A 23,678-nucleotide genomic window follows, 5' to 3' on the forward strand; every position below is an offset into this window, starting at 1 on the left:
GCCGCCCCGGTTGCGGCGTGGCGCCGGGCGCCCGTGCCGGGGCTGCAAGCGCTGACTAGTCCTGGGTTTCCAGCTGGCGCAGGCGCTGGGCCTGGCGGGCAGTGGGGGTAATGGCTGCAATGGCCTGGGCGGCCGGCCCGAACAGGATGGCGCGTTCCTCGGGAGTCGAATCAAAGAACGGATAGCGGGAGATGACGCGCGGATACATCACCGGGATATAGGAGGCGTACAGGCACACCGGAAACGTCAGCTCGCCCCAATAGCCCTCGCCGGCCAATTGGGTGGAGCCGAAGACGCGTTTGTAGAAGGGCGCATGCTCGGGGCGCACCGAGGAGATGCAATAGGTGGCCTTGAAGTGCTCGCAGGCCATCACCGCCATGCGCAGCGTCAGGTAGGGCAGGGCGGGAAAGGCCAGCGAGGCCTCGTGGTCGGCGGTGAAGCGGCTGGGGTCGATATAGCTGCCACCCTTGTCCAGGATGTCGCCCAGCACATCGGGCCAGATGGCGCGGCTGGGCGAGGTGGGGTCGCCCTGGGTGGCAATATGCAGGCGGATCGAGCTCACCAGCCGGTCGTCGATATATACGCCAAAGCAGTAGCAGTTGGCGGCGTCGTCATAGGCGTCGCGGGTGATGCGCTGGGAATTGACCGGGATGAACTCCTCGCGGCGATAGGCCTCGTAGCGCAGGCGATAGACCGGGTCGAGCTGTTCGCTGGGCGTGACCCGGCGGTATTGCACGCGATCGAGCAGGTCGATCAGGGTCAGGGCGAACTGGGATGTGCCGGTGGGTGCCGAACTGACGGTGGACATGCGATACGCGCCTCTTGGACTGGCGCGATATTAATCTCTTGTTAGCCATAACGGCAGGGAAATGATAAATGCTTCAGGAGAAGCTAACGGGCCTCGCCGGCGAATTTCCGTTCTTTGGCAAAAGCTTAACGCAAATTAACCGTGTCGACGTTTTGCGCCCAGGCGCCGGGGCGCCGTGTTGAGCCGCGCGATGAGCTCGCCAATGTCGCGCTGGGGCAGCGGACGGCTGAACAAATAGCCCTGCACCTGCTGCACCTGGGTATGACCCAGCATGATATTGAGCTGATCCTCGGTCTCGACGCCCTCGGCGATCACCGTCAGGTCGAGGTCGCGACCCAGCCGTGCCACATTGGCCAACAGCCGCAGGGCGCGCGGATTTGTGGTGATATCGGCCACAAAGGAGCGGTCGATCTTGAGCTTGGTGAAGGGCAGGGCGTTCAGATAGCTCAGCGAAGAATAGCCGGTGCCGAAATCATCCAGGGCAATGGCGATGCCCTGGTCGGCGAGGCGCTGCAGCACGCGCTGGGCCGTTTCGTGCTGTTCGATCACGGCCGTCTCGGTCACCTCGATTTCAAAGCGCGCAGGGGCCAGGCCCGTGCGCTCGAGCGCGCCGCGCACCAGGGCTTCGAGATCGGCGCCGCGGAAATCGCGCGCCGAGACATTGACGGCCACGCTGATCTCGCCCGGCCAGAGCACGCATTGCGCGGCTGCCTCTTCGATCACCCAGGCGGTGATGTCGGAAATCAGGCCCATTTCCTCGGCCAGCGGGATGAAGGTGGCGGGCGGGATGGCGCCCAGCTGGGGGTGTTGCCAGCGCGCCAGAGCCTCGCAGCTCACCACCTTGCGGCTGCAGATGTCGAGCAGCGGCTGGAAGGCCAGCGTCAGCTGGCCCTGCCGCACGGCCAGGGCCAGGTCGGTCTTGAGCCGCTGGCGATAGTGGTAATCGATGTCCATCTGGGTGTGGAACACCTGGGTGCGGCCCTTGCCGTCTGCCTTGGCGGCATAGAGCGCCAGGTCGGCCTTGGTCATCAGGTCGTCGAGCTGGTCGGTCACGGCGGTGCTGGTCACCAGGCCAATGCTGACATTGACCGGCAGGGTCACCCCGTCAAAGACAAAGGGCTCGCCGAAACTGTCGACAATGGTGCGGGCCACGGTTTCGGCCTCGTCATCGCTGTCCAGATTGCGGCAATAGATGATGAATTCGTCGCCGCCCAGGCGCGCCAGCACGGCATCGGGGGGCGCATGTTCGCGCATCCGGCGCGCCACCTGGGCCAGCAGCGTGTCGCCGGCGACATGGCCGAAGCTGTCGTTGACATGTTTGAAGTCGTCGATGTCCACCAGCATCAGCGCCACCGGACGGGCGGGCTCGGGCGTGGTGCGGCGGGCAGCGAGATCGGCCTCGATCAGGTCGCCGAAATGGCTGCGGTTGGGCAGGTTGGTCAGCGTGTCGTGTCGCGCCAGGAAGGTGATGCGCTCTTCGGAGGCAATGCGCTCGCTGATGTCTTCGAACAGCAGCACAACGCGCTGGTTGCGGGTGCTGACGGTAATTTCATAGAAATAGCCGGGCGGCAGATGCAGCAGGATCTTGCCGGAGGTCTTGCTGGCCACCATCAGGCTGAGCTGTTCGATGGTCTCGCGCGACAGCGGCGCGGCGGCGCTGAGCCGGCTGGTGACGGTATCAAAGGTCTGGTGCAGCAGATCACCCAGGCCCACCAGGCCAAACAGGCGCACGGCGCGCTTGTTGATCACGGCGATGCGGCCGTTCTCGTCGAGCATGCACAGCCCGTGCTCGAGAATGCTGATGGACATGTCCAGTTCGCTCGCCAGGCGCGAGGCCTCGACGCGCCCATGCACGGCGCTGAGCAGGATGGAGCGGATATCGGCGGCCAGCTTGCGGAAGCTGACCAGCATCATGCCCAGCAGTGCTGCCAGCACCAGATGGTAGACGTCGCCATGGGCCGAATAGCCCAGCGACAGCGGCAGGATGACGGCGAGCATCTGGATGGTGACCAGCCGGTCGAGGCCGAAATTGCGGGCGCAGATGCCCACCATCACGGCAATCGAGATCGAGGCGCTGGCCAGGGCGGCAAAGGGGTCCTGCTCGATGGCCATCGAGATATAGCACCAGATGCCATAGACGGCCGCCAGGGCGCCACCGATGACCACGGCGCGGTTTTCCCAGTGTTCGGCAGTGGCGGCGTCTTCATTGCCGATGCCCGCGCGCCAGAAGCTGCGCATGTCGATGTAGCGGATGGTGCCGATGACCACGAAGGCGATCGCACACAGCAGCAGGGGCAGCGATTGCGCCTTGTAGGCGCTCAGGCCACCGATGATGGCGCTGGCAAAGGCGCCTGCAAGCATGGCGCGACGATCACCATATACCGATCGCATGATCGATACATAGTCGAGGGCCGGCATTGTCTTCCGGGCCGAGCTGAACACACACTACCCCTCATTTTGCCGCGTCATTAGGCACCACAAGGGATTAATGGGGCCTTTCCGCTGGCTGGCAGCGGGGCGGGGGTCTGACAGGTTCTGGCGACAGGGTAAATTTGTCGCTAATGGCCTGACGGGTTGGCCAGGGCGCGCGGCGCCGCGTTGCGTAGGGCGTGGATGGCCTGTTCGGGCGACATGCTGGCGTCATCCCAATATTTGGTCAGCACGGTCTGGATGGCCAGGATCCAGGGCACCGGGGTGGTGAGCATCGGGGTGGGCACGGCATAGCCGGGGCGCTCGACGGCGGCCGCTGCGGCTGTGGCGCAGCCGTCCAGATCGGTCCAGGCGTCGCGGCGCACCGGTATGGCGCCCATGGCCGCGGCAAAGCGGGTCTGGGTGTCGATGGCGGTCATATCGTCGGCAAAGGCGCGGGCCGTGGCGTCGGCCTCCGGGGAGGAGCCGCCCACCAGGCCCCAGCTTTCCACGCTGAAGGGCACGGCGCGGGCGCCGGGCAGGAAGATGCAGCCATAGTCGGTGCCCTCGGCCTTGCCGGCGGCGTGCCATTCGGCCTTCATGGAATCGACCTGGATCTGCATCAGTGCCTGGCCCGAGATCACCATGCGGGTGGCGATGTTCCAGTCGCGGCCGCGCGCGGCTGCGTCGGCTTCCTGCTGGAAGCGCCGCAGCCAGGTCAGCATGTCGGCAAAGGCCGGATCGTTGAGCGCGCGCGGGTCGGGCCGCGTGCCAAAGGTGGCGTTGTATGGCTCTGCCCCGCCCAGGCTGGCCAGCAGAGACATGGCCAGATAGGTGATCTGCCAGGGTTGCCGGCCAATGGCGAGTGGCAGGATGCCGGCCTTGCGGATGGCCGGGAAATCGGCCCACATGGCGTCCAGACTGGTCCAGGTCTCGGGGTCGATGCCGGCCGCCCGGGCCACGTCCTTGTTGTAATAGATGGTGGCGTCGGCGTGCAGCGCCGCCGGCACCTTGACCACGGCGCCGTCCACGGTGATGGCCTGGCGCACCAGCTCGGGCAGATGCTCGATCAGGCCGGTGTTGGTAAACTGCCGCTCGAGCGTCAGCAGGCGGCCCATTTTGGCCAGCGGCCGATAGATTTCCGGGTGCATCTCGAGAAACACCGTAGGGGCGATGCCCTCGGCCAGCATGTCGAGCACGGTGCGGCCCCGGGCGCCATCGCCATTGATGGCCAGGGGAATCCAGCGGTCGCCGCGCGATTCCACCTTGTCGCGCAGTACGTTGAGCGCCGCCAGTTCGGCGGGGGTGGACCAGCGATGCATCAGCAGCAGGTCGCCGGCCTGGGCGGGCTGGATGTTCAGGCTTGCCATCAGGCTCAGTGCTGTCACGGCAACGGCCCGTCGGCAGGCTGCCTGGGCCCGCGCGGCTGGTCGGATGGCGCTGCGGGGCGCCGGACGGCTGATACGGGTCATAAGCGCGAGCGTGATTGGCCTCGGGGCGGTGATGGTGTCACTATGCGGCAAAGCTGTTGCGGTGGTCTTAACCGCTGTGCCGGTGGTTTCCGCCCGGTGTGCTGCCGGTCCGGGCAGTTGTTGCCGCGCCGTGCGGCGGGAGGATCAAGCCGATGGTTGAGCGTCTGGATGCAGACAGCCTGGCGCGCGCGGTGCGCGATCTGGGCGCGTGGCGGCTGGAGACCGGCACAGGCGAGGACGCCCTGGTGCGGGTGCTGAAGTTTGACGATTTTTCGGCGGCCTTCGGCTTCATGAGCCGGGTGGCGCTGGCGGCCGAAAAGGCCGGGCATCACCCCGACTGGAGCAATAGCTACAATAGGGTGACGATCCGGTTGTCCACCCATGATGCTGGCGGCATCAGCGCCCGCGACATTGCGCTGGCCAAGGCCATTGACGCCATCGCCGGCTGACTTGGCTCGGCCTCAGTGGAAATTGCGCCCCTCAGGCATGGCGGCATAGGCGGCGCGGCGGGCCCGCTCAATCTCGAGCAGCGCCTTGTGGTCGCGGCCGGGATGGGGCCCTGAGCGCCCCTCGTCGCCACGCGCCAGGATGCGTTCGCCCATGTCCTTGCCATGGGCCAGGTCGAGCAGCAGCGGCGTCATGTCGGTCAATTGCTCGGCGATGATGTGGATCACCAGGCCCTCGCGCTGCACCTGCCCGCGCACCGCCAGCATGCGCGCCCCCAGCACGGTCTTGCGATTGGCCTCGAACACTTTCGGCCAGATGACGATATTGGCGACGCCGGTCTCGTCCTCGAGCGTGGCAAAGATCACCCCGCTGGCGGTGCCTGGCCGCTGGCGCACCAGCACCAGGCCCGCCACCTCGACCCGGCTGCTGGGCCGGGCCTGCTGCAGGCCGATGGACTTTAGGGTGCGGCGGGCGTCCAGCTGCGGCCGGATGAACTGCAGCGGATGGCCCTTGAGCGAAAACGACAGGGTCGAATAGTCGTGGATCACCTCTTCGCCGGGCAGCATGGTAGGCAGGCCCGCCTCGCTGTCGGCCTCGGTCTCGACGCGGCCGGCGGCGGCAAACAGCGGCAGGGTGTCGGCGCCATGGGTGCCGATCAGGCCCTTGACCGCCCAGAGCGCCTCGCGCCGGCTGAGGCCGAGCGAGGCAAAGGCATCGGCGCGGGCGAGTTTTTCGAGGCTGGCTATGGGCAGGCCAGTGCGCAGCCAGAGATCGCGCACCGAATCATAGCCGGCGCCGCGCCGCGCCACGATGATGTTGATGTCCTTGTCCGCCAGGCCCACGATCTGGCCGAGCCCCAGGCGGATGGCCTTGTCGGCATGGACGTGGGTCACCATGGAGGCATGCTGGGCCCACAGGTGCGCGCGGGCCGGACGGCTCTTGCCCTCCAATACACAGTCGCGGTCGGACAGGTTCACATCCACAATGCGCACCTCCACGCCATGCTCGATCACGTCGCGGATGATCTGGGAGGGCGCGTAAAAGCCCATGGGCTGGGAATTGAGCAGGGCCGTGGCAAAGACATCGGGATAGTGGCACTTGAGCCAGCACGAGGCATAGACCAAGAGGGCAAAGGATGCCGCATGGCTTTCGGGGAAGCCATATTCGGCAAAGCCCTGGATCTGGGCAAAGCAGTTCTTGGCAAATTCGAGCGGATAGCCGTTGGTCTGCATGCCGGCCAGGAATTCCTCGCCAAACTGAGCGATGCGGCCGGTGCGGCGCCAGGCAGCCATGGCGCGGCGCAGGCTGTCGGCCTTGCCAGGGGAAAAGCCGGCGCCGACGATGGCGATCTGCATGGCCTGTTCCTGGAACAGGGGAATGCCCAGCGTGCGGCCCAATACGCCCTTGAGCTTGTCGTCGTGATAGACGGGCTCTTCCAGCCCCTGGCGGCGGCGCAGATAGGGATGCACCATATTGCCTTGGATGGGGCCGGGGCGGACAATGGCCACCTCGATCACCAGATCGTAGAATTTCTCCGGTTTGAGCCGGGGCAGCATGCTCATCTGCGCCCGGCTCTCGATCTGGAACACGCCGAGCGTGTCGGCGCGCTGGATCATGGCATAGACCTCGGCTTTCTTGGATTGATCGGGGTGGGCCTCTTCGCTCAACAGGTCGACCAGCGCCAGGCTCTGCCCGTAATGGGTCTGCATCAATTCAAACGCCCGGCGCAGGCAGCTCAGCATGCCCAGCGCCAGCACATCGACCTTGAGAATGGCCAGGGCATCGATATCGTCCTTGTTCCATTCAATGATGGTGCGGCTGTCCATGGCCGTCTTGGAAATGGGCACCAGGCTGTCGAGCGCATCGCGGGTGATGACAAAGCCGCCCACATGCTGGCTGAGGTGGCGCGGAAAGCCGCGCAGCACGCTCACCACCTCGAACAATTGGGTCAGTGTGGGGTCGGCCGGGTTGAGCCCCAGGCTCGTCAGGTCCGTGGTGTCGAGGCGACTGCCCCAGCCCCAGTGCAGCTGGTTGAGCGCGGCCACTGTGTCCTCGGACACGCCAAACACTTTCGCCGCCTCGCGCAGGGCGCTCTTGGAGCGGTAGCAGATGACATTGGCGGTCAGGCCGGTGCGGCGGCCGCCATATTTGGCATAGATATAGGCCATCACCTCCTCGCGCCGCTCATGCTCGAAATCGACGTCGATATCGGGCGGCTCGTCGCGCTCGGTGGAGATGAAGCGGCCGAACACCAGCGTGCTGACCTCGGGGTCAACCTCGGTGATCTCAAGGCAGAAGCACACGGTGGAATTGGCCGCCGAGCCGCGCCCCTGGCAGAGGATTTTGCGCTCGTGCCGCGCGTATTGCACGATGTCCTGCACGGTCAGGAAATAGGCGGCATAGCCCTTGTAGGCGATCAGGCACAGCTCGGACCAGATCGAGCGCTTGACCTTTTCGGAGATGCCCTGCGGATAGCGCCGGGCGGCGCCGGCCCAGGTCAGGCGCTCCAGCGTCTGCTGGGCGGTTTCGCCATTGCCCACGGTCTCCTCGGGATAGTTGTATTTGAGCTGGTCAAGCGAAAAGCCGATGCGGGCGATCAGCCGCTGCGTCTCGGCCAGGGCCTGGGGGTAATCGGCAAACAGTCGGGCCATTTCGCGCGCCGGCTTGAGATGGCGCTCGGCATTGGCGCTCAGCGCCCAGCCGGCGCTTTCGAGCGTCTGGTGCTCGCGGATACAGGTCACCACGTCCTGGAGGATCCTGCGGCTGGCGTGGTGATAGCGCACGTCATTGCTGGCCAGCATGGCGGCCTGGTGGCGGCGGGCAAGCAGGTCAATGCGGTTGAGCCGGGCGCGGTCATCGCCGTCAAAGCGATGGCTGGCCGCCACCCAGACGCGGCCGGGCGCTGCGGCGCTCAGGCTGGCCAGTGTGCGTTCGCTCAGGCCCCAGTCGGTCTCGTCGGGGACGAGGATGAACAATTGTCCCAGCGCATGGCTCTCCCCGGCGGCGCCGGCGTCGAACAGGTCGGGGAACAGCAGGCGCGGCTTGCCCTTGTCGCCGCGCTGGTTGGCGCGGGTCAGCAGTTGGCACAGCCGGCCATAGGCCAGCCGGTCACCGGGATAGGCGACAATGTCGGGCGTGCCATCGGCAAAGCACAGTCGCACCCCCACCAGATAGCGAAAATCGGTCGGGGCGGGCGACAGGTCGCGCGCCGCCACATAGCCGCGCACCACGCCGGCAAAGCTGTTGCGATCGGCCAGGCCGAAGGCGCTCAGCCCCATATGCGCGGCCAGGGTCACCAGCTCTTCGGGATGCGAGCCGCCATGCAGAAACGAGAAATTGCTGATCGCTACCAGTTCGGCAAAGGCCGGCGCGGGCGGCAGCGGCCGGGTCGGGCTGCGCTCGGGCGGGATCAGGGCAATGGGCTGGCTCATGCAAACAGCCCATGCAGATACCAGGCCGGGCTGGTGCCGGGGGCATAGAGCCCGTTGCGGAAAATCCAGAAGCGGCGGCCCTGGGCGTCCTCGATGCGATAATAGTCGCGCGTGCCGGCCTCGGCGTCGAAGCGCTGCAGCAGCACGGGGGGCGGAGCAGGCAGTGTGCCCGGCTTTTCGGGCGCGGGTTCGGGCGGGGGCGGCAGGGGCAGCAGGTCGAGCCGCTGGCCGCTGCGCCACCATTCGGCGCCCAGCCGCTCGGGCCCGGCCGCCTTGGTGATGCGATAGCTGACGCGGCGCCAGATCATGGAGGCGGGCAGGCCATCGGGCACTTCGGCATTGATGGCTACCGGCTCGGGCACGGGAAGCAGCCGCAGCGGGCGCAGCAGCGGGGGGCCCGGCGCCTCGTCGGGCGCGGCACTGGCGGCCAGCGCCGGCACCAGGCGTGCCGCGCGTTCGGGGATATGGCTGGCCAGCAATTGCGTGCGCAGCACGGCCATGGGCCCCAGCCGGCTGCTCATGCGGTCCTGCAACTGGTCGAGGTCCGCCGTGCCGCCGTCATCGGCAAAGGCGCCCAGCTGGGTGGCGTCAAGGCTGCCCACCGAGCTCACCGCCAGGCGGATCATGTCGATGCCAAAGCCGGGGTCATATTCGCCGGCCAGCCGTTCGGCGCGGTTGTTGAACAGGGCGCTGATATGGTCTGGGTCGCGCGTCAGCCGGGCCGAATTGACCGACAGGGTCATCACCTTGTGGTCGACACGATAGAGAAACAGGTGAAAGGCCTGGCCGCCCAGGCCCTCGCCTTCCAAGCGCAGGCCGAGCTGGATGGCCAGGTCCCGCGTGGTCATCAGCACATCGTCGAGCAGGCCGATGGGGTCGGCAAAGCGGCGTTCGGCATGGCGCTCGGCCAGGGGCAGGCGCGGGTTGAGCCGCTCCTGCTGCTGGCCATAGGCCTGGTCGAGCCGGGTGAGCAGGCTCAGCCCAAAGCGGGCCTGCAGCGGCTTGCGCGGGCGCGGGCGCACGTGCCCGAGCTGTGTCAGCCCCATCTGCGTCAGTCCTGCCACCTGGCTGTCATCGAGGCGGAGCGCGGCCACCGGCAGGGTGTCGAGCACCTGGGTCAGGGCGTCGTCGGCCACCACCTGGCTGCGGCCAAAATGGCTCACCGCCCAGGCGCCGCCGATGGTTGAGGCAATGGCGCCGGCCACGGTATAGCCCAGGGCGCGCAGCCGGCTCAGCAGCAGGCGCAGCATGGGCGCCTCGCCGCCGAACAGATGGGCCACGCCGGTGATGTCGAGCACCAGGTCGCCAAAGGCGCTGATATCGTCCAGCACCGCCACCAGCGGGCTGGCATTGGAGTGCCAGTCGGCAAAATCGGCAAAGGCGGCGGCCAGCAGCGGGCGGTCGATCTCGCGCACGACGAGACCGGGCAGCAGGGCGCGGGCATCGGCCAGGTTCTGCCCGATGCGCAGCCCGCCCTGGGCGGCGGCGGCGTCGACGGCAGCCAGGCGCAGCCCGCCCTTGATGCGTTCGTAGAGCACCAGCGGGGCGGCGGCGAGGCCCGGCTCAACCCGCTTCAGGTAATCGGTCGGCCAATTGGGCAGATAGAGGCTGAGGAAGCGGCGCGCCGGCAGCAGGCTGGGCGGCATCGGTTGCGCCGGCGATTGGGCCGGCCTGGTGTGTGACAAGTCCATCGCGGTTCCATCCCACAAGCCATTGGGTCTGCTGTTGGCGGAGAATGCCTTTCTCCAGTTGCGCCAGCCAGCGCGGGGCGCCGGGGGCCAGGGCATCAAAGCGGCGCAGCGCGCTCAGCACCGGCGTCAGCCGCCAGCGCAGATGGGCGGCGCTGGCCTCGCGCCCGGCGCCATAGCGCAGCAGCAGCATGGAGCTGCCCATGCCGGCCGTGCGCAGGCCCAGGCGCCGGCTGGCGGTGAAATCGAGCGCCTTGTGCTGGCCGGCGACATCGGCCACCACCGCCGCCACGCCGCGGCAGGCCAGGGCCTCCTCGCTGGCCCAGAGCAGGTCGGTGATGGTCTGGGTGCGCACCAGCAGCAGCGCGCGCGGGTCCAGGCCAAAGCTGCGCAGGCCCGGACCATAGGGCAGGCCGCTGTCCTGGGCCTGGCGCGCCAGCTGCAGATAGATCACGGCCGGGCGGGCGGGGGTGAGCAGGCTGCGCGCCTGGGCCAGGGCAAAGCCCAGCGCCGCGCCGGCATGGCGCTGCTCATCGGTGAAGATCTCCTGCAGCAGGCCGGCGGCGGGCATGGGAAAGTCGCTCGTGGCGCCCGGTTGCAGCAGCGGGCGTGCCTCGGCCAGCGCCGGCTTGCGCTCGATATCGGCAATGGCGTCGCGCAGCGCGGCAAGGCGCTGCTGGCGATCAGAGGGGCCCATGGGCAACCGTGTTGGTGTGAACAAAACAGGAACATTTAGACTCCGAATCTGCCGGGAGTCGAGTCATTTTTGCTGCCGTCGAGGCTGTTAATCGGCCCGCTTCCGGCGCTTGTGTGGCCATTGCGCATCAAAGCGCGGCAAGAGCGCGCCGCCCGGCCCACAGCCCATTGAGGAAATCGGATGGCTTGTTCACTGTCATCGGGCCTGCCTCCCAGCCGGCCCCCATTGCTGACACACGCTCCCGTCCGGAGGCTCGCCATGTTCGAGGCCATCACCAGCCTGTTCACCAAATCCGAAGCGCCGCTCTCGGGCCATGAACCCAAGGTGGCCGTGGCGGCCCTTTTGGTGCACCTGGCCGCCGTCGACGGGCAGATGAGCGAGGCCGAGCGCGCCGTCATCAAGACCACGCTGATGGAGCAATATGGGCTCGATGAATCCAGCGTCGAGCGGCTGATCAAGGAGGCCGCGGCCCGCGATGCCGAGGCGGTGGATTTTTACAATTTCACCTCGACGCTGTCAGGCATGGAGATGGATGAGCGTATCAACATCATCCGCATGATGTGGACCGTGGTCTTCGCGGACAAGGAAAACCACGAGATGGAAGACAATATGGTCTGGCGCGTCGCCGAACTGATCGGCGTCTCCAGCCGCGACCGCACCATCCTGCGCAAACAGATCGGCAGCGCCGTTTCGGACCCGATCTGAGCCGGGGTCGATTGGCTCCTTTCCGAATAGCATCACCCCCTCCTACCTCCCCCATCGAGGGGGAGGTTTCTCTCCACTCATGGGGCAACATCCAGCCACAACCACAGCGCTGCACCTCCCCCTTGATGGGGGAGGTTGGGAGGGGGTGACGGCAAGCTCCGCGTCAGCGGCGTTCACGCCCCCAAAACCAAAACAGCCCCCGGATCGCTCCAGGGGCTGCAGGTTTGTCAGCGATCGATCAGGGTTTCAGGCGACCTTGCGCTCGACCATCATCTTCTTGATTTCGGCGATGGCCTTGGCCGGGTTCAGGCCCTTGGGGCACACCTTGGCGCAGTTCATGATGGTGTGGCAGCGATAGAGCTTGAAGGGGTCTTCGAGGTCGTCGAGGCGCTCATTGGTGGTTTCGTCGCGGCTGTCGATCAGCCAGCGATAAGCCTGCAAGAGGGCTGCGGGGCCGAGATATTTGTCGCCATTCCACCAATAGCTCGGGCAGGACGTCGAGCAGCAGGCGCACAGGATGCACTCATAGAGCCCGTCGAGCTTGGCGCGCTGCGGCACGGTCTGCGTCCACTCCTTGGTGGGCGTGGGCGAAGTGGTCTTGAGCCAGGGCTCGATGGCGCGGTGCTGGGCGTAGAAGGTGCTCAGGTCCGGCACCAGATCCTTGACCACCGGCATATGCGGCAGCGGATAGATCTTGATGGGGCCGGTGGAGTCATCCATGCCCTTGGTGCAGGCCAGGGTGTTGAGCCCGTTGATGTTCATCGAGCAGGAGCCGCAGATGCCCTCGCGGCAGGAGCGGCGCAGGGTCAGCGTGGGGTCGATGTTGTTCTTGATCCACAGCAGACCGTCCAGGATCATCGGGCCGCAATCGTCGAGATTGACGAAATAGGTGTCGATGCGCGGATTGGCCGACTGGTCGGGGTCGTAGCGATAGATGTGGTACTCGCGCAGCCGCTTGGCATTGGCCGGCTTGGGCCAGGATTTGCCTTGGGTGGGCCGGTCGGCCTTGGGGAGCATCAGTTCGACCATGGGTCGGTCATCCTTTTCTATGTGCCGCGCAACCGGCACTGAATTCGGTCTATCCGCGATGTCGTCCCGGCCGCGGCCGGGGTCCATGCTGGGGTCGGGGGCTTGCCCCCGGGCCTAGTAGTTGGGTTTGCAGATCTGGTTGGATTTGGCGACATAGGTGTTGTAGGCGACGAAATCGCTGTCGGCGGGCGCAGCGCCCTTCATCGACTTGATCACCACGCCCATGAAGCGCTCGTCGATCAGGGTCATGGCCGCCTCGGCCTTGCAGCCACACAGCTTTGCATCCTGGGCGATGCCCATGCAGACGCGGTAGAATTCGTCCTTTTGCGCTGCCGTGGGGGCAGCGGCAAAGGCGGGTGTGGTCAGCAGGGCCACTGCGGCCAGTGCGGCGAGGCGTTTCATCTCAGCTCCTTGCGGATCATCAGTTTGAGGCCCGACCAGGTCGCGTCCACGGCGCAGACCTTGACGTCGACCAGGCCGAGCGGCAGCACGACCGTGCGGATGACGTCCTCGGTGATATCGGTGGCGCGTTTGGCGGCCTTCTTGGGCCAGCTCACCCAGATCATGCCATTGCGGGCGATCAGGTCCATCAGCCGTTGCGCCAGGGTTTCAAGGGTGGCCCGGGCAGCGGTGAACAGGTGGATCACATCATAGCCGGGCGTGATGGCGTCGAGAGCGCCGGCCGGAAGCCGGGCGGTCTCGACAAAATCGCGCGCGGTCGCCAGTTCGGCCAGAGACGCGGGCAGGTCGATGAACAGCACGCGCTGTCCATCCTTGAGCCCCAGCTTGTTTGCCAGGGGCGTGCCCGAATATCCGGCCAGGTTGCGCATCAGTAGACGCGCGCCTTGGGCGCGATCTTCTTGAGGTCGATGCCGCCTTCGCTTTCGGGCGTCAGCGGGTCGACATGCACCGGGCGATAGCCCAGCGTGACGGCGCCGGTGTTGGTGTCGATCCAGCTCAGCGTGTGCTTGCGCCAGTTGACATCGTCACGCGATGCGAAATCCTCGCGGGCATGGGCGCCGCGGCTTTCCTGGCGCGCTTCGGCCGAGACCACGGTGACCATGGCATTGGCCATCAGGTTCTCGAGCTCAAGGGTTTCCACCAGGTCCGAGTTCCACACCAGGCTGCGGTCGGTGACCTTGACGTCAGGCAGCTGGGCGAAGATGGTGCTCATGCGCTTGACGCCGGACTGCAGGGTTTCCCCGGTGCGGAACACGGCGGCGTCTTCCTGCATGGTGCGCTGCATGGCGTCGCGCAGTTTGGCGGTGGGCTGGCTGCCCGAGGCGTTGCGCAGGCGGTCGAAGCGGGCGAGGATCTTGTCGTCCTGCGCCTTGTTGATCGCCGGAATCGGTGCGGCGCGGTCGATCACCTTGCCGGCGCGGATGGCGGCGGCGCGGCCAAAGACCACCAGGTCGGTCAGCGAGTTGGAGCCCAGGCGATTGGCGCCGTGCACCGAGGCGCAGGCGGCTTCGCCCACGGCCATCAGGCCGGGCACGATAGCGTCGGGGTTCTCGGGCGTCGGGTTGAGCACTTCGCCATGGTAGTTCGCGGGGATGCCGCCCATGTTGTAGTGCACCGTCGGCAGCACCGGGATGGGCTCGCGCGTCAGGTCGACGCCGGCAAAGATCTTGGCGCTCTCGGTGATGCCCGGCAGGCGCTCATGCAGCACCTTGGGGTCGAGATGGTCGAGGTGCAGGTAGATATGGTCCTTCTTGGGACCAACGCCGCGTCCTTCGCGGATTTCGAGCGTCATGCAGCGGCTGACGACGTCGCGCGATGCCAGATCCTTGGCATTGGGGGCATAGCGCTCCATGAAGCGCTCGCCTTCCGAATTGGTGAGATAGCCGCCTTCGCCACGGGCGCCTTCGGTGATCAGCACGCCGGCGCCATAGATGCCGGTGGGGTGGAACTGCACGAATTCCATGTCCTGCAGGGGCAGGCCGGCGCGGGCGACCATGCCATTGCCGTCGCCGGTGCAGGTATGGGCCGAGGTGGCCGAGAAATAGGAGCGGCCATAGCCGCCGGTGGCCAGAACCGTGGTCTTGGCGCGGAAGCGGTGCAGCGTGCCGTCGTCGAGCTTCCAGGCGATCACGCCCTCGCAGGCGCCATTGTCGCCCATGATCAGGTCGAGCGCGAAATACTCGATGTAGAATTCGGCATTGTTGCGCAGGCTCTGGCCATAGAGCGTGTGGAGGATCGCATGGCCGGTGCGGTCGGCGGCGGCGCAGGTGCGCTGCACCGGCGGGCCGTCACCGAATTCGGTCATGTGGCCGCCGAAGGGGCGCTGGTAGATCTTGCCCTCGGTGGTGCGGGAGAAGGGCACGCCATAGTGCTCGAGCTCATAGATGGCCGCCGGGGCCTCGCGCGCCAGATATTCCATGGCGTCGTTGTCGCCGAGCCAGTCCGAGCCCTTGACGGTGTCATACATGTGCCACTGCCAGCTGTCGGGGCCCATGTTCTGCAGGCTTGCTGCGATGCCGCCCTGGGCGGCCACAGTGTGGCTGCGGGTGGGGAACACCTTGGTGATGCAGGCGGTGCGCAGGCCCTGTTCGGCCATGCCCAGGGTGGCGCGGAGGCCCGCGCCGCCGGCGCCCACCACCACCACATCGAATTCGTGGTCGATGAGTTCGTATTGCGCCATGGACTTAACCCCAGAAGACGAGCTTGAGAATGGCGGCCACGCCGGCCACCGCGATCAGGATGCAGAATGCCGTGTTGAGCAGCATGTAGAAGCGATAGGTCGACCCGTGGAAATAGTCTTCCAGCGTGTCGCGCATGCCGTTGCGCATATGCACGGTGACGATGACCAGCAGCGTAGCCAGCGGCAGGCCGATCCAGCCATTGCCGATGGTGGCCACCATGTCGGTGCGGTCCTGGCCGCCCAGGCGGATGACGATAAAGGCCAGAAAGCCGATGAAGACGATGTTGATCGCGCCGGTCACCCGCTGGGTGATGAAATGGCGCGTCGACGCTTTGGCATTGCCGAACTTGGTCTTGGGATTGGCGATCACGGCGTCGGGGGTGCGGTATGCGGTCATATCAGGCGGTCCACACAAAAACGGTCCAGACGAGGACGGTGAGCACGATCGAGCCGATCAGATTGGCCCAGGCGAGCATTTCGCGCTGCCCGGGCAGCATGCCGATGGTGAAATCCCAGATGAAATGGCGAATGCCGCCCAGCATGTGGTGCAGCAGCGCCCAGGTGTAGCCGAACAACACGAGCTGGCCGAACCAGCTGGCATAGAGGTCGTTGACGACATTGAGTGCCTGCTGGCTGCTGGCGGCAGCACCCAGCCAGATCACCAGCAGCACCGTGCCGGCGTAAAGGGCAATGCCGGTGGCGCGGTGGGCGATCGACATGGCCATGGTGATGGTCCAGCGATAGATCTGCAGATGGGGCGAAAGGGGGCGGGATCGAACCGTCATGGGGCCTCGCTGGCGAGCGGTCAGAGCCGTCGCAGTTTGGAATGGTTCGAGACTTCTAGCGCCCAAAGGTTACAAAATCAAAGCAGTTAACCCCGTCGCGACTAGCACTTTTGGCGGAATGCGCACTTTGTTCGTATAGCGCACACGATGTGCGCGGGGTGGACGGTGGGAGGGGGTGGATGCGGCGAACGGCGGGGCTGTGGCGGGTGGCGCGGCCATTCGGGTCGTCGCTTTCTGCTGAAGGTCTATCCGTCGGCCCACAGGTACCCCAGAGGTCAAAGCCTGGCTTTACAGCCGGCGCCTGAACCAGATGCGGTCGACGGCCTTGCCGTCCACCCAGCCTTCCAGACGACCGAACTCTGCATAGCCCAGGCTTGAATAGAAACCCGGAGCTTGCGTGGTCAACGTGTCTACGCAACCGGTTTTTGCGCCCAGCCGGACAGCTTCAGCTTCGGCAGCGGCAACCAAAGCCCTACCAACCCCACGCCCTCTGGCGTGGCCATCAACCCAGATGTTGTTGATGAACAGGACGGCAAACGAGATGGATGCGGTCACGCCGCCGATAATTGCGTCGCCTTCACGCTCCACGATTGCAAAATCATGCCTGGCGACCGACGACAGTTCATTTTCTCGCGCGATACCCTGCGAAATCAAAGAAACGATACCGGGCGGCGGTGGCGACGTGACCTCGAGCATCGGCGTTCTTCTGCATTAGTAAGCTAAGGGGAAGATGGTCGTCATGGTCCGATACTGCCTGCCGATGACAGCTCGATGAAGTCGCCTTGCCCCTCCCCCTCAATGATCATGCGCTGACCGGATGCGGCGGCTGGTGAGCCAGACGGCGAAGATGACGAAAGGGGCGGCGATGGAGATGACCAGGGGCTTGTCCCAATGCACGCGCTCGAGCGGCCCGGCCAGGGCATAGGCCAGGATGCCGAGCATATAATAGCTGATGGCAATGGTGGAGAGACCCTCGACCGTGCGTTGCAGCAGGAACTGGCTGCGCGCCGTCTGGGCGATGCGCTGCAGCACCTGGGCATTCTGATGCTGCATCTGCACGCCGATCTGCACATTGAGCACGCCGATGGCGCGTTCGATCTTGGCGGCGACGCTGGCCAGGCGCTTTTCCACCGCCGCACAGGTGGCCAGGCCCGGATCGACGCGGTTGCCCAGATAATGCCCCAGCGTCGAGCCGCGCGTGGTGGGGGCTTCGCGCAGCCCGCCCAGCCGCACCTTGAGGATGTCGCCATAGGCGCGGCCGGCGGCAAAGCGATAGTGCAGCCGTTCGGAGAGCTTGCTGGTGCGGATCGAGAGCAATTGCAGCTGTTCGAGCGTCGACTGCGAGGTGTCGGCCTCGGCGCCATGGGTCATGCCCTCGACCAGTTCGGACAGCGCCAGTTCCACCTCGCGCAGCTCGGGCGTCGCGGCGCGGGCCAGCGGCAGGCCGAGCAGCGCCATGGTGCGATAGGTTTCAACTTCCAGGAGGCGCCGCACGATGATCGAGCGCCGCAGCGGCGTCAGGCCGCCGGCGGCGAATTCAAAGCGGGTGAAGCGATCGCCATCGGGCACGAAATCGGTCGCCACCTCGGCGCGGCCATCTTCGACGCGCGAGAGGCAGAGGCTGGGCAGGCTGAAGCCGGGCAGCAAAGCATCGGGCACGGTCTCGTCGGCGATCACATCGATGCGCATCGCGCCGATCAGCCGGCCCTCGGCAATGCCCTCGATGCCCAGCGCTTGTGGCGCCTTGACCGGCTCGGCGAGCGGGCCGCGCCAGGTGACGGTGAGGAACTCGGTGTGGAACTCCCAGGTGATGGCCAGGCCATCGCGGGTAAAGCCATGCTGGCGGGCGTGCGGCGCAGGCGGTGGCAGGTCAAGGTGATCGCAATGGCGGGCAAACTGGGCAAAGGCCTCCGCCATGGCGCCGGCACGGTCGGGCATGATGATCACCAGGCGCCGCACGCGGCAGGTCGCTTCGATCAGATCGATGGGGCGGGCATGCACCTCATCCATCAGGGCGCTGCGGTCGGGGTGGTCTGGGATCATTGGCGTTGCGGGCCGGCGGTTGGGACGATGTCCACTATGGTCCCCCGCCCCGCCGGGCGACAATGAGACCTTGTGCCGTCGACTTTGGTCGTGTGCGCAGCAGCTACGCTCGCGCCCCTCTGGCCCAAAGCCCTCACTTGGGTCATATCTCGCGCCGGAAAATTCCGGAGCGCCGATGTCCAAGACCGTCACCATTCATTCCGTCACCAAGCTGAGCCACAATTGGGGGCGGTTCGATGACTATCAGGTCAGCCATGGCACGCGCGATGGCGGCCTGCTGACCATTACCCGCGAGATTTATGATCACGGCAGTTCGGCCGCCGTGCTGCTTTATGCGCCCGAGGCCGGCACGGTGATCCTCACCCGGCAGTTCCGCCTGCCGGCGCATCTGAATGGCGATGAGGCCTGGTTGATTGAGGTGCCGGCCGGCATGCTCGATGGCGAGGCGCCCGAGGCGGCGGCGCAGCGCGAGGCGCTGGAAGAAACCGGCTATGCGCCGCGTGATCTGATCTTTGTCTGCAATGCCTATTCGAGCCCCGGCTCGCTCACCGAAAAATGCGCCTGCTTCATCGCGCGCTATACGCAGGGGCAAAAACCCGAGGCCGGCGGCGGGCTGGCGGCTGAGGGCGAGGATATCGAAGTGCTCGAAATGTCCCTCGAATCCGCCATGGCCATGGTCGGCAGCGGCGAGATCGTCGACGCCAAGACCATTCTTCTTCTGCAGGCTCTGATGCTGCGCCTGGCAGCCGGACCGCTGTGGGCGTCCTGACGGCTGGCTTAGCCGCAGGCGAAGCCCTCAAAAATCAATCAGGCGCTTGTCCGGGTCATAGGGCTGGTCTGGCGCGATGCGGGTCACGGCCTGGCCGGCCTTCATTTTCTTGGCGTGGCCGTCAAAGGCATAGGTCGGGCTGCCATAGAGCTGCCAGCCCTCGCTGAGGGCCTTGGTCACCTTGTGGCAGAAGGTGGCGTCGTCCTCGCCGGTCAGGAAGCGGTAGATAAGCATGCATATCCCCAATGCAGTGGCGTGCCGAACGCCATATTGATCTTGGTCGATGATACCGCTAATCGATACGACATGCACAGCTTTCCGGATCATCTGCTAAAGGGTCACGCCAATTTCATGGCGGGCCGCTATGTCCGCGAGAAGGACCGCTATCGCGAGCTGGCGGCTTCTGGCCAAAACCCCACCACCATGATCATTGCCTGCTGCGACAGCCGCGCGGCGCCCGAGATGATCTTTGACTGCGAGCCGGGCGAAGTGTTCGTGCTGCGCAATGTGGCCAATCTGGTGCCGACCTATCAGCCCGATGGCGGCCAGCATGGCACCTCGGCCGGCATCGAGTTTGCGGTCAAGGGCCTGGGCATCTCCAATATCGTCATCATGGGCCATGGCCGCTGCGGTGGCATCAAGGCGGCGCTCAATCCGGCGCCCAGCCCGCTGCACTCTGGCGATTTCATCGGCAAGTGGATGAGCATGCTGGGCGATCTGCCCGATCAGGTCGGCCAGAATGATCTGATGACCGCGGCGGAGCGGCAGACGGCGCTGGAGCGCATCTCGATCCGCAATTCGATCCGCAATCTGCGCACCTTCCCCTATGTGGCCGATCTCGAAGCGGCGGGCAAACTGGCGGTGCATGGCGCCTGGTTTGATATTTCCACCGGCGAGCTCTGGGTGATGGACGGGGAAAGCGGCGACTTCGTTCGCCCCGAAATCTGACCTTACCGAGCCGTTAACTTGGTCTCACGCCCGCGTGAAGTGCGGGCGAACCATTCATCGCGTCGCTGTGAAGTAAAGACGATTGTATCGTCTTGCAGTCTATTTCGATCATGTCTGCATATCGGGCCGATCGCCGGACAATCCATCCGATAAAATCTTGAATTGCGGTGCGAATAGTCTTTGCGATGGACTGTTGGACAGCGAAGATCAACGAAATTATGCTGCCCAGAAATGGCCCTATATTTTCCCGGCGCGTGCCGGATTTCGGGCCTGTGTGGACCACATTGCCAAGTCATTGTCTGTCTCACGGGCTGCAGGAGATCAGCCCGTCGGGGATCGGCTAACCGGTCACCGCATTCATCTCCCACATTATTGGAGCTAAACTCCCATGAATAAGATCGTTCTCTCCACTCTGCTCGTCCTCGGCATGACCGGTGCTGCCTTCGCTCAGGCCACCACCACCACCACCACGGAAGCCCCCCCGATGGCTCCCGAGTTCGCAACGGTTGATGCCGATGCGAGCGGCGGCGTTACCCTGGAAGAGGCACAGGTTGCCTGGCCCGATCTGACCGCCGAGGCTTTTGCTGCTGCCGATACCGACGCCAATGGCGAACTGTCGGCCGAAGAATATGGCCTGCTGGCTTCCGGCGCCAACACGCCGGCCACCGCCAACTAAGACGGTACGCCCACCCGCCCCGTGGGCATGCCGTGCCACCCCAGGTTCGCCTGGGGTGGCTTTTTTGTGCACACCGGCCTGACCAGGACTTTTCGTGCCTGGTGTGCAATGGCGGTTTGCGCGGACAAGTCTAGCGGCCCAAGCGTTCAGTAGTGCCGATCACGGGTCCGATCGCGTCTGCATGTTGCTGTCCGTACGGCCTCAACATCGCGCCGCTTCACTTCCACGTGAGCGATTTTGACGCGGTTAAATCTCTACCTGATGACTATGGATTCAGTGCCGGGCGGGGCGAAGACTGCGGCAGGCGTCACATAGTCAAATCTCTACTAACGCCTTGATTTTGCCTAACATTTTCCGCGAGATTGCTCCAATTCCGGCCTTGTCCAGACACAGTGTAACGACTATGTGACAGCGCGCCCCGCCGGAGAGCGGTGCGTCGGTTCCGGAAACGGAAACCGCCTAAACCTCCCCAACTTGAGTTGAATACCATGAACAAGATCATTCTCGCCGCCGTTGCTACCCTGGCTCTCTCGGGCGCTGCCTTCGCAGAGACCGCAGCTGTTGCTGCTCCCGAATTCGCAACGGTCGACACCGATGCAAACGGCACCGTGTCGCTGGTCGAAGCCCAGGTTGCCTACCCGGCCCTGACCGCCGAGGAATTCGCCAAGGTTGACGCCGATGCCAATGGCGAACTGACCGCTGAAGAATTCGCTGCTCTGGTTGCTGCTGAAGCCGCCAAGTAAGTCATTCGCTCGCATCTGCGGGCGCCTGATGACCACCCCTGCTCGCGCAGGGGTGGTTTTTTCTTGCCCTGAGATCGGGACTAGACGCTCGGGCGCGGGCGGCTGCGCAGCAGGGTCACCACCAGGCCCGCAATCACCAGCAGGGCGCCGGCGATCTCGATGGGGGTGATGGTCTCCCCCAGCACCAGATAGCCCGAGGCAATGCCGGTGATCGGCACCAGGAGCGTAAATGGTGCCACCACTGAAGCGGGGTGCCGCGCCATCAGCCAGCTCCAGATCGCCATGCCCAACAATGTCGCCGGATAGGCGAGAAAGGCAATCAGGCCCGCATCGGCCCAGCTAAAGCCGGCGAGCGCGCTCATCACCGCCGTCGGGCCCTCGACCAGCAGCGACAGCGCCAGCAGCGGCAGCGGCACGACCAGCGCGCCCCAGACGGTGAGCGAGACGGGATCGACGCGGCCGGCCTTTTTGATCAGCACATTGGCGAGGCCCCAGCTCAGCGCCGCCATCAAATTCATGCCCAGCGGCAGCAGCGCGGCATCGCCCAGCCGCTCGCTGGCAATCACGGCGATGCCGGCAAAGGCGATGGCCGCGCCCAGGATCTGGGTGGGGCGCGGGCGTTCGCCCAGCAGCACAAAGGCCAGCGCCATGGTGAAAAAGGCCTGGGTCTGCAGCGTGAGGGAGCTCAGGCCCGCCGACATGCCCCAGGCCATGGAGAGGTTCAAAAAGCCATAGAGCCCGACGCCAAAGGCAAAGCCATAGGCGATGACCAGCGTCCAGGGCACGCGCGGCGGCTTGATGAAGAACACCAGCGGCACCGCGGCAAACAGAAAGCGCAGCGACGCCGCCAGCAGCGGCGGCAAAGCGGCGACGCTGAGCTTGATGACGACGAAGTTGAAGCCCCAGATGGCCACAACCAGGAGCGCCATGCCGATATGGGCGATGGGCATCAGGCCACCCGCCGCCGGGCGACAAAGCCCGGCCCGAACACATTGACGATCAGCCCGGCAAAGATCAGCAGGCTGCCAATGACCTCGAGCATGGTCATCTGTTCGCCCAGCAGCACGAAGGCGGCGGCAAAGCCCACCACCGGCACCAAGAGCGTGAAGGGCGCGACCAGGCTCGCCGGATAGCGCCCGAGCAGCTCGGCCCAAAGGCCATAGCCGACCAAGGTCGAGCCATAGGCGATAAAGGCAATCGAAAACAGCGCCTGCGGGCTGATGAACGGCAGGGCCAGCAGCGGGCCGGGGCCCTCGAGAATCAGCGACAGCGCCAGCATGGGCAGCGGCGGCACTAGGCTCGACCACACCACAAAGGCAAACATGTCCACCTGGCCGGCCCGCTTGGTGATGATGTTGGAGCTGGCCCAGAAGAAGGCCGCCAGCAGCGTCATCAGCAGCGGCAGCAACACGGCGCCGCCCAGATGTTCAGCGCCGATGGTCAACAGGCCAAACAGCGCAATGGCTGCGCCCACCAGGCGCAGCGGCGTCGGCCGCTCGCCGAGAAACACCATGGCGAGGCCCAGGGTGAAGAACACCTGCATCTGCATGACCAGGCTCGCCAGCCCCGCCGGCATGCCCAGGCCAATGGCCGAGAACAGGAAGCTGAACTGCAGCACGCCCACGGTCAGGCCATAGGCGATCAAAATCGGCCAGCCCACCGCCGGGCGCCGCACGAAGAAAATGGCCGGCAGGGCGCAGCCGAGATAGCGCAGCCCGGTCATCAGAAAGGGGGAGACCTCGTCGACGCCCCATTTGATGGCGACGAAATTGAGCCCCCAGATGACGACGACGCCAAGGGCCAGGGCTATGTCACGCGGAGACATGGTGCGCTTTCAGCTCAGAGGGGCGGCCGGGCGCCGCAAGGAGCCTTGGCTTAGTCAATCCGGGCGCGTCCAGCCATAGAGAATATCGGGCAGCTGCTCTTCATTGTCGCCATCGCTGCGCCCGCGCTCGACAAAGCCCTGGGCGCGATAAAAGGCCTGGGCCGGCAGGTTCTGGGCAAAGCACCAGAGCTGCAGGCTGCCCTGGGCCGCCTTGGCGCGGTCGAGCAGAGCCTTGCCAATGCCGCGTCCGCGCCAGTCGGGGTCGAGATAAAGCTGTTCGATCCAACCGGGGGTCGTGGCCACAAAGCCGACCAGACCCTGCGGCGCCAGCGCCAAGGTCAGCGCATCGTTTGGGAGATAGCGGGCAAAAAAGGCCAGGTCCTCGTCCCTGCTGTGCAGCACGGGCACAAAGGGCAGCGCGATGGCGCGGCTGCGGGCGAACAGATCAACGACCAAAGCCAGGTCAGCGGCGCGGCCAGGGCGATAGACAAGGTCCATTCTGCGCTCCCGCTTGGCTTAGGCCCGCGCGGACGGGCACCGCAGCCGTGAGGCTGCGGTGCCC

24 protein-coding genes are annotated in these 23,678 nt (G+C 65.5%); 6 read left to right on the forward strand and 18 right to left on the reverse strand.

From position 1 onward, the window contains the following. Positions 1-55 precede the first annotated feature (55 nt). From E8M79_RS03630 to E8M79_RS03640, 3 genes are all read right to left on the reverse strand, one after another. Positions 56-808: an acyl-homoserine-lactone synthase gene (locus E8M79_RS03630; protein WP_137150554.1), complete on the reverse strand. Its 753-nt coding sequence runs from the start codon at positions 806-808 to the stop codon at positions 56-58. Between the two features lie 135 nt (positions 809-943). Continuing rightward, entirely contained in the window at positions 944-3,169 is a 2,226-nt protein-coding gene (locus tag E8M79_RS03635) for an EAL domain-containing protein (protein ID WP_171015687.1), read from the reverse strand. A 197-nt stretch (positions 3,170-3,366) separates the two neighbouring features. Continuing rightward, entirely contained in the window at positions 3,367-4,605 is a 1,239-nt protein-coding gene (locus E8M79_RS03640) for an extracellular solute-binding protein (protein ID WP_171015688.1), read from the reverse strand. 236 nt (positions 4,606-4,841) lie between these two features. On the opposite strand from E8M79_RS03640, the gene E8M79_RS03645 reads away from it, so the two are divergent. Continuing rightward, positions 4,842-5,138 (forward strand): 4a-hydroxytetrahydrobiopterin dehydratase, encoded by a 297-nt coding sequence (locus E8M79_RS03645; RefSeq protein WP_137150557.1) that lies wholly within the window; start codon positions 4,842-4,844, stop codon positions 5,136-5,138. A 12-nt stretch (positions 5,139-5,150) separates the two neighbouring features. Here the strand turns inward: E8M79_RS03645 and E8M79_RS03650 are convergent, their stop codons facing one another. The 3 genes from E8M79_RS03650 to E8M79_RS18315 are packed head-to-tail and all read right to left on the reverse strand — an operon-like array spanning position 5,151 to position 10,952. Next, positions 5,151-8,567: an error-prone DNA polymerase gene (locus E8M79_RS03650; RefSeq protein ID WP_137150558.1), complete on the reverse strand. Its 3,417-nt coding sequence runs from the start codon at positions 8,565-8,567 to the stop codon at positions 5,151-5,153. Continuing rightward, the gene (locus E8M79_RS03655) at positions 8,564-10,213 is read right to left on the reverse strand and encodes a DNA polymerase Y family protein (protein ID WP_171015689.1); all 1,650 of its coding nucleotides are present in this window, start codon (positions 10,211-10,213) and stop codon (positions 8,564-8,566) included. Before E8M79_RS03655 ends, E8M79_RS03650 begins: the two co-directional genes overlap by 4 nt. After that, entirely contained in the window at positions 10,131-10,952 is an 822-nt protein-coding gene (locus E8M79_RS18315) for a hypothetical protein (protein WP_171015690.1), read from the reverse strand. Before E8M79_RS18315 ends, E8M79_RS03655 begins: the two co-directional genes overlap by 83 nt. Before the next feature lie 258 nt (positions 10,953-11,210). Here E8M79_RS18315 and E8M79_RS03660 point away from each other — a divergent pair, with 258 nt between their 5' ends. Further along, a complete protein-coding gene (locus E8M79_RS03660) occupies positions 11,211-11,657 on the forward strand; it encodes a TerB family tellurite resistance protein (RefSeq protein WP_171015691.1) in 447 nt (148 codons plus the stop codon). Between the two features lie 246 nt (positions 11,658-11,903). Here the strand turns inward: E8M79_RS03660 and E8M79_RS03665 are convergent, their stop codons facing one another. The 8 genes from E8M79_RS03665 to E8M79_RS03700 all read right to left on the reverse strand — a co-directional run bounded on the left by E8M79_RS03665 (position 11,904) and on the right by E8M79_RS03700 (position 18,155). Then, positions 11,904-12,686, reverse strand: coding sequence for a succinate dehydrogenase iron-sulfur subunit (locus E8M79_RS03665; RefSeq protein WP_137150561.1), 783 nt, complete (start codon positions 12,684-12,686; stop codon positions 11,904-11,906). Positions 12,687-12,800: 114 nt separating this feature from the next. Then, a complete protein-coding gene (locus E8M79_RS03670) occupies positions 12,801-13,088 on the reverse strand; it encodes a hypothetical protein (RefSeq protein WP_137150562.1) in 288 nt (95 codons plus the stop codon). Further along, positions 13,085-13,516, reverse strand: a complete 432-nt coding sequence (locus tag E8M79_RS03675; protein ID WP_137150563.1) for a DUF3052 domain-containing protein — start codon at positions 13,514-13,516, stop codon at positions 13,085-13,087. The genes E8M79_RS03670 and E8M79_RS03675 overlap by 4 nt, the downstream gene beginning before the upstream one ends. After that, positions 13,516-15,327 (reverse strand): succinate dehydrogenase flavoprotein subunit, encoded by a 1,812-nt coding sequence (sdhA, locus tag E8M79_RS03680; protein ID WP_137150564.1) that lies wholly within the window; start codon positions 15,325-15,327, stop codon positions 13,516-13,518. The genes E8M79_RS03675 and sdhA overlap by 1 nt, the downstream gene beginning before the upstream one ends. A gap of 4 nt (positions 15,328-15,331) precedes the next feature. Next, positions 15,332-15,724, reverse strand: coding sequence for a succinate dehydrogenase, hydrophobic membrane anchor protein (gene sdhD / locus E8M79_RS03685; RefSeq protein WP_137150565.1), 393 nt, complete (start codon positions 15,722-15,724; stop codon positions 15,332-15,334). 1 nt (position 15,725) lies between these two features. Next, a complete protein-coding gene (gene sdhC, locus E8M79_RS03690) occupies positions 15,726-16,112 on the reverse strand; it encodes a succinate dehydrogenase, cytochrome b556 subunit (RefSeq protein ID WP_137150566.1) in 387 nt (128 codons plus the stop codon). Between the two features lie 288 nt (positions 16,113-16,400). After that, positions 16,401-16,808 (reverse strand): GNAT family N-acetyltransferase, encoded by a 408-nt coding sequence (locus tag E8M79_RS03695; protein WP_137150567.1) that lies wholly within the window; start codon positions 16,806-16,808, stop codon positions 16,401-16,403. 99 nt (positions 16,809-16,907) lie between these two features. After that, on the reverse strand, positions 16,908-18,155 hold the full coding sequence (locus tag E8M79_RS03700) for a DUF3422 domain-containing protein (RefSeq protein ID WP_171015692.1): 1,248 nt from the start codon (positions 18,153-18,155) through the stop codon (positions 16,908-16,910). A 175-nt stretch (positions 18,156-18,330) separates the two neighbouring features. On the opposite strand from E8M79_RS03700, the gene E8M79_RS03705 reads away from it, so the two are divergent. Next, complete coding sequence (locus E8M79_RS03705; protein ID WP_137150569.1) at positions 18,331-18,924, forward strand: NUDIX domain-containing protein; 594 nt, start codon at positions 18,331-18,333, stop codon at positions 18,922-18,924. A gap of 27 nt (positions 18,925-18,951) precedes the next feature. Here the strand turns inward: E8M79_RS03705 and E8M79_RS03710 are convergent, their stop codons facing one another. Next, positions 18,952-19,158, reverse strand: a complete 207-nt coding sequence (locus E8M79_RS03710; protein ID WP_137150570.1) for a DUF1737 domain-containing protein — start codon at positions 19,156-19,158, stop codon at positions 18,952-18,954. Positions 19,159-19,230: 72 nt separating this feature from the next. Here E8M79_RS03710 and E8M79_RS03715 point away from each other — a divergent pair, with 72 nt between their 5' ends. The 3 genes from E8M79_RS03715 to E8M79_RS03725 all read left to right on the forward strand — a co-directional run bounded on the left by E8M79_RS03715 (position 19,231) and on the right by E8M79_RS03725 (position 21,291). Then, positions 19,231-19,872, forward strand: a complete 642-nt coding sequence (locus E8M79_RS03715) for a carbonic anhydrase (RefSeq protein ID WP_137150571.1) — start codon at positions 19,231-19,233, stop codon at positions 19,870-19,872. 388 nt (positions 19,873-20,260) lie between these two features. Further along, positions 20,261-20,548: a hypothetical protein gene (locus E8M79_RS03720; RefSeq protein WP_205747860.1), complete on the forward strand. Its 288-nt coding sequence runs from the start codon at positions 20,261-20,263 to the stop codon at positions 20,546-20,548. Positions 20,549-21,036: 488 nt separating this feature from the next. Then, the gene (locus E8M79_RS03725) at positions 21,037-21,291 is read left to right on the forward strand and encodes a lipoprotein (RefSeq protein WP_137150572.1); all 255 of its coding nucleotides are present in this window, start codon (positions 21,037-21,039) and stop codon (positions 21,289-21,291) included. An 80-nt stretch (positions 21,292-21,371) separates the two neighbouring features. On the opposite strand, the gene E8M79_RS03730 is transcribed toward E8M79_RS03725, so the two are convergent. Genes E8M79_RS03730 through E8M79_RS03740 form a run of 3 tightly spaced genes read right to left on the reverse strand, consistent with a single transcriptional unit; the run spans position 21,372 to position 23,614 of the window. Next, positions 21,372-22,241, reverse strand: a complete 870-nt coding sequence (locus E8M79_RS03730) for an EamA family transporter (RefSeq protein ID WP_137150573.1) — start codon at positions 22,239-22,241, stop codon at positions 21,372-21,374. Continuing rightward, a complete protein-coding gene (locus tag E8M79_RS03735) occupies positions 22,241-23,116 on the reverse strand; it encodes an EamA family transporter (protein WP_137150574.1) in 876 nt (291 codons plus the stop codon). The genes E8M79_RS03730 and E8M79_RS03735 overlap by 1 nt, the downstream gene beginning before the upstream one ends. Before the next feature lie 54 nt (positions 23,117-23,170). Then, positions 23,171-23,614, reverse strand: coding sequence for a GNAT family N-acetyltransferase (locus E8M79_RS03740; protein ID WP_137150575.1), 444 nt, complete (start codon positions 23,612-23,614; stop codon positions 23,171-23,173). Positions 23,615-23,678 lie beyond the last annotated feature (64 nt).

Origin of the sequence: Devosia sp. FKR38 (assembly GCF_005222805.1) — a bacterium.
GTDB lineage: Bacteria > Pseudomonadota > Alphaproteobacteria > Rhizobiales > Devosiaceae > Devosia.